5 protein-coding genes and 1 pseudogene are annotated in these 4,900 nt (G+C 34.0%); all 6 read right to left on the bottom strand.

The annotated features are described in order from the left end of the window. Window positions 1-844, bottom strand: an 844-nt coding sequence (locus RT405_RS00880; RefSeq protein WP_313466807.1) for an ABC transporter ATP-binding protein, incomplete at its 3' end; no start/stop codon positions are given. Next, window positions 841-1,581: an energy-coupling factor transporter transmembrane component T gene (locus RT405_RS00875; RefSeq protein ID WP_313466806.1), complete on the bottom strand. Its 741-nt coding sequence runs from the start codon at window positions 1,579-1,581 to the stop codon at window positions 841-843. The genes RT405_RS00875 and RT405_RS00880, both read right to left, overlap by 4 nt. Beyond that, window positions 1,574-2,182: an ECF transporter S component gene (locus RT405_RS00870; protein WP_313466805.1), complete on the bottom strand. Its 609-nt coding sequence runs from the start codon at window positions 2,180-2,182 to the stop codon at window positions 1,574-1,576. Before RT405_RS00870 ends, RT405_RS00875 begins: the two co-directional genes overlap by 8 nt. 131 nt (window positions 2,183-2,313) lie before the next feature. Beyond that, a complete protein-coding gene (locus RT405_RS00865) occupies window positions 2,314-3,009 on the bottom strand; it encodes a Crp/Fnr family transcriptional regulator (protein ID WP_313466804.1) in 696 nt (231 codons plus the stop codon). Window positions 3,010-3,348: 339 nt separating this feature from the next. Further along, window positions 3,349-4,623, bottom strand: a complete 1,275-nt coding sequence (locus RT405_RS00860; protein WP_313466803.1) for a hypothetical protein — start codon at window positions 4,621-4,623, stop codon at window positions 3,349-3,351. A 28-nt stretch (window positions 4,624-4,651) separates the two neighbouring features. Continuing rightward, window positions 4,652-4,900 (bottom strand): annotated as a pseudogene (locus tag RT405_RS00855) (hypothetical protein); the annotation flags it as partial.

The raw sequence follows: 4,900 nt of genomic DNA, 5'->3' as shown, positions 1-4,900 counted from the left end.
CACCCTCTCTTAGTCTCAAGTAAGCTTCTTCTAACGTAAGAGGTATACCAATGGATGAAGCTACTTTGTTCTCTTTGATTGCCTTCAGGAAAAATAATGTTACCTGCGGAAGTTGTCCATCATATGTTAGAACCTCATTGTTTGATAAAACGTCATTGACACTGCCTGATAAAACAATCTCTCCTTGGTACATCAGTGCTACCTCATCGCAATATTCTGCAAGCAAATCCACTTTATGTTCTACCAGAATGACTGTTTTCCCTTGCTCCTTCAAAAGAGAAACTATCTCAAAAATTTCTTCTGTACTTTGAGGATCAAGCTGAGAAGTAGGCTCATCTAAGATCATAATCTCAGGATCCAAAGCAACTATTGAAGCTAAAGCTACTCTCTGCTTTTGTCCCCCTGACAGTTCAAAAGGGTTTTTATCTCGCAAATTTCCAAGTTTAAACATATCAATCAGCTCATCTACTTTTTTTATCATCACTTCCCTGGGAATGCCTAGATTTTCCATTCCATAAGCGATCTCTTCATAGACAGTTTCTTTTACACCGGAAATTTGTGTAAAAGGATTTTGAAAAGAATAACCGATAATAGAGGCAAGCTCTCCTTCCTCATACTCTGTGATATGTTTATTTTTGACTAGTATCTCTCCCTGCAAATCACCCTTATAGATAGCTGGAATAAATCCTCTGATAATATTACACAAAGTTGTTTTCCCAGACTCATTTGCACCTATCAAGCCATATACTTGGCCCTTTTTAAATTCAAAAGAAAGATTGCTGATTGCTTCCTGATTTTCTAATGGGTATTTATAGCTAACATTTTTTAATGACAGAATACTCACTTAATCACCCTCCAAATAATAAAACCTACTAAAATTAATAAACACGAGGCCGTGATAATATAATCAGCTTTAGTCTTAGCTAATTCATAGATAGAGGTCTTTTTCTTTTTAGAAGAGAAAGCTCTGGATTCCAACGTCAAAACTCTTTCTTCCGTTTGTTGAATGGAAGATAAAACTAATGGACCAATCATTGGAACAAATGATTTCATCCTCACCCATAAAGAGCCTTCCGTTTCAATTCCTCTTGATTTTTGGGCATCGGTAATAGCTTTTGATAGACTGGACATCTGTGGCACTAACTGAATAGTAGAGGCTACAACAAAAGTCACTTTCTTAGGGACTCCTGATTCTTCCAATGCATAGTTAATGTCTTTGGTGCTGGTAACTTGAAAAAAGAAAATTATACATGAACTTATTCCCACTATTTTAGAAGTCATTGCTAAACTATTTTCAAATCCTATATTAGAAAAACTAAAAATCCACCATAGTGACTGGGAATCTTCATTGTTGATAATAAACACCTGAACCACAAAGATAAACAAAACAACAACAAAAATAGATTTTATGAAGGCAGAAACGAATTTCCAAAAGGTATGGGAAAAAATACTCAAAACTAAAATTAATGGTAACACTGCATATTGAAAGGTATATCCTGGTGAAAACATACATAGTAACGTAACTAACAGCACACAGGCAAATTTGGTTGAAGGGTATAGTCTACCTATTTTACTATTCATTCAAATTCACTCCTTTACGCACATATGGTACACCATAGTTCAATTTTACTAAAAATCTGGCTGGGATTCTTCTAACGATCAGCCAACTAATCGAGAAATTAATAATGGTATTGATTGTTCCAGAAATCAAGTTTGTTGACAGAACAGAATTCCACAATTCTTTTCCTGCTGCCAAAAATGTGGCTGTAATCAAATCTGTTCCTGCTCCTGTCACACCGCCAAACAAGAAGACAGTCACAACAGCTGCTGAAGCTGCTGAAACAACTGAAATAATAAGACAAGAAAGAACTACACCAAAAATATTGTTATAAAATTTCCACTTTGACAAATAACCTGAGATAAAACCTACACACATAGAAACAGCACCGTAAGCAATCGCTATCGGATTGAGCATACCACTCACTACATTTCCCAACAGCCCCGTCAAAGCACCAATCCATGGTCCCGCAATCATTGATACCATAATAGTTCCAATCATATCAATAAAAACCGGTAGCTTTAAAATCGATGATAACTGATAACCTACTACATTTAACGAAACACCGACTGGTATCAACAATAAAGCAATTAGTGGAAAATCATACTTTAATCCTCGTTTCATATAAAATCCTCCTATTTATAAAACTTTTTGTTTTTAATCATCTTATTAATTCACTTTTATTGTAAGGGGATTCAAAAACATATAAAAGGACAGATGTCCGTATAAATAAAAAATAAGGAAAAAAATCTTCCTTATTTTTGTAGCATACTTTTCATTTTTTCATATTGTTGAACTGAAATAGAAATTTTTTTACTACTAACCTTTACTTCCTTAGTTTCTTTCAATTGTTTAATGCTTCTTCCTATAGTTCTCACACTTACACCGATTTGATTGGCTATTTCCTCATAGTTCATTCCTATCTGGAGAGAGCTACTATTTAGTATATTTTTCTGCTGGTCAAAGTAATTAATCAAATATAAACGTACTCTATCAATGCCAGTATAATAATAATATATGCCGTCATTGCCAGACCTGCTATACAAATCCCTCGCCAACAAAAAGGAACACTTTCTTAGTAAACCAATATTATTCATGATAAGTTCATATATAATAGCGGACTCCACTTTGACAACTGTTACATTCGTTAGGCAGGTAATCGTAGCTACATACTGCTCTTTCTTACTCAATACTTCTAATAAACCAATGTTGCCACTTTTTTTATCTACTTGGAAATAACTATATTCATTGCCATCTTCATAACGTCTTTGTCCAATTGCTATCCCTTCAATAATAAAATAAATGTAGGAAGGAAATTCACTTTTTTCAACAATCGCTTTCCCTGACTTGAACACCATGCGTTGACCTTGTTCTCTAATATATTCCGCTATATCTGAATAATTGAAATTTTCAATAGTCTGGTATTTTTGCCAGCTATCACGTAAATTCATGTTGAACCCTCCTTTAGGCCCAATGAGGGCATATTTGATACTATGAATTACCTAGTTGGTTTTCTTTATAAGTTTCATGTATAGCAACTATTGAATAAATGCATATTTTTTTAATATTGTAGTTGAAATAAAAAAACATCTAAGAAGAAGCTAAGTTTCGCCTTAGATGTCTTTATGCATTGTATCAATCTGACTTTTTAAAGGAATTTTCCTTGACATGACTTTCGATTCTAATACATTACGTCATAAAAAACTTCTTCTTTTCACTTACTATAACCTCCAAAAAAATTTAATTTTTTGGAAAATTAATGCGAAACTTTCGCAGAGCTTATTTTTTCGCTACTGCTTAGCAGAACCATTCCCATGTCCCGGGCTATAGTTTGCCGCTTCTGTCGCAGTAATAAGGCTAAAGTTATTTGGATTTTTAACCTGACCGTAAGTTTTACCACTAGAAACTTTCAGGAATTTATATCCTGATGGAGCTTGATACCACTCTCCTGATAAAGTAGGAGAAGAAGTAGAACCGCTGGATGGAGAAGAAGCACTACTAGCTTGTTGAGCTGTTTGCTGTTTTGCTGCTTCTTCTTTCTCACGAGCAGTTTTTTCTGCTGCTTCCTGTTCAGCTTTTTTCTTTGCTTCTGATATTCGCTGATTACTATTACCCAAAAATTCATCATACTTAGTTTGAAGAGTTTCGTAATTTTTTGCTAGATCACCGGGTTCATAATTATCCATTTTTAATGAGTTGCTTAATGTTTGACTGGCTCCATTTAACTTATCTTTCTCCTCTGACGTCAAATCGCCTTCTGAAAGTAAAGAGCTTGTTGATTGAATGAGCTCGTTTGTTTGACTTTCATTTTCTTGAAAATCGTGCTCAGTTTCTTCTTGTTTAGTTTGTAAACGTTCAATCAGTTCTTTAGAATCACTTTTCCGGCTTTTTACTAGTTCAAAATTATCCGCATCTTCAAAATATTTAGCATTTTCTTTTTCGTCATTTTTCAATGCTTCTTTATCGCTTGTTAGTAGGTATTTCTTCTTAGACAAATCCTCTGCCAATTTATTAAGCTCTTTTAGTTCATCTATTGAATCAATAAGTAAAGATTGATTGTCACTCATCTGAGTTGATAAATTACTCAACTCAGATGATAGAATACGAATCGGCTGAACCTTCTGTGCAGCAGATAAATTTGTCAGCTCTTTCTTTAATTCCTCAATCTGCTTAGAATCTTCAGCTACAATGAAAGGCTCTTGACTCTTCTTTTCTAAAGATTTCAAGTCTTTCATTAATTGAGTAAATTCGCTTTTGGCTACTTGTGCTTCTTTAGAATTCAGATGTTTTTGCACTTCTGACAAATGTTTCTCTTCTTCTGCCATCATTGACCGTAGTGAGCGGCGTGTCTCTTTTTGTTCAGCCTTTTCAATACGTTCTAATCCTTGCTTCAACAGCTTATGGTCATCTGCTGAAATAAATTCTGAGGCCAGCACTTCTTTTATTTGTATTTCTTGTTGATCTTGTTGCTCATAAATATCTTGATAAGCTTTGGCATCAACATTCGTTGCAATAACTCCTGCAGTTGAAAATGCCAAAATAATCCCTAACAATGAACGTTTCAATTTCATTTTACTCCACTACCTATCCCCTCTATACCAAATCTTGTGTACTATTTTCAAGTAACTCTTGATACCCTTTTAATGATATTTCCATATTCTGTTCAATATTGTTATCTACTGATAAATATCCATAGTAACTTTTTATTTCTGATAATACTTTCTCAAAATTCTCACTTACTTTATTATCATTCAGATATTCAACCAATTCATCTGATCTTTGTTCAAAAGTTTGTGCCAATTGGTAATCAATGAAGAAGACAAGTTCTTCATTTTTTAGCAC

Origin of the sequence: Carnobacterium sp., assembly GCF_032094055.1 — a bacterium.
GTDB lineage: Bacteria > Bacillota > Bacilli > Lactobacillales > Carnobacteriaceae > Carnobacterium_A.
This window is presented reverse-complemented; position numbering and strand designations above follow the sequence as displayed.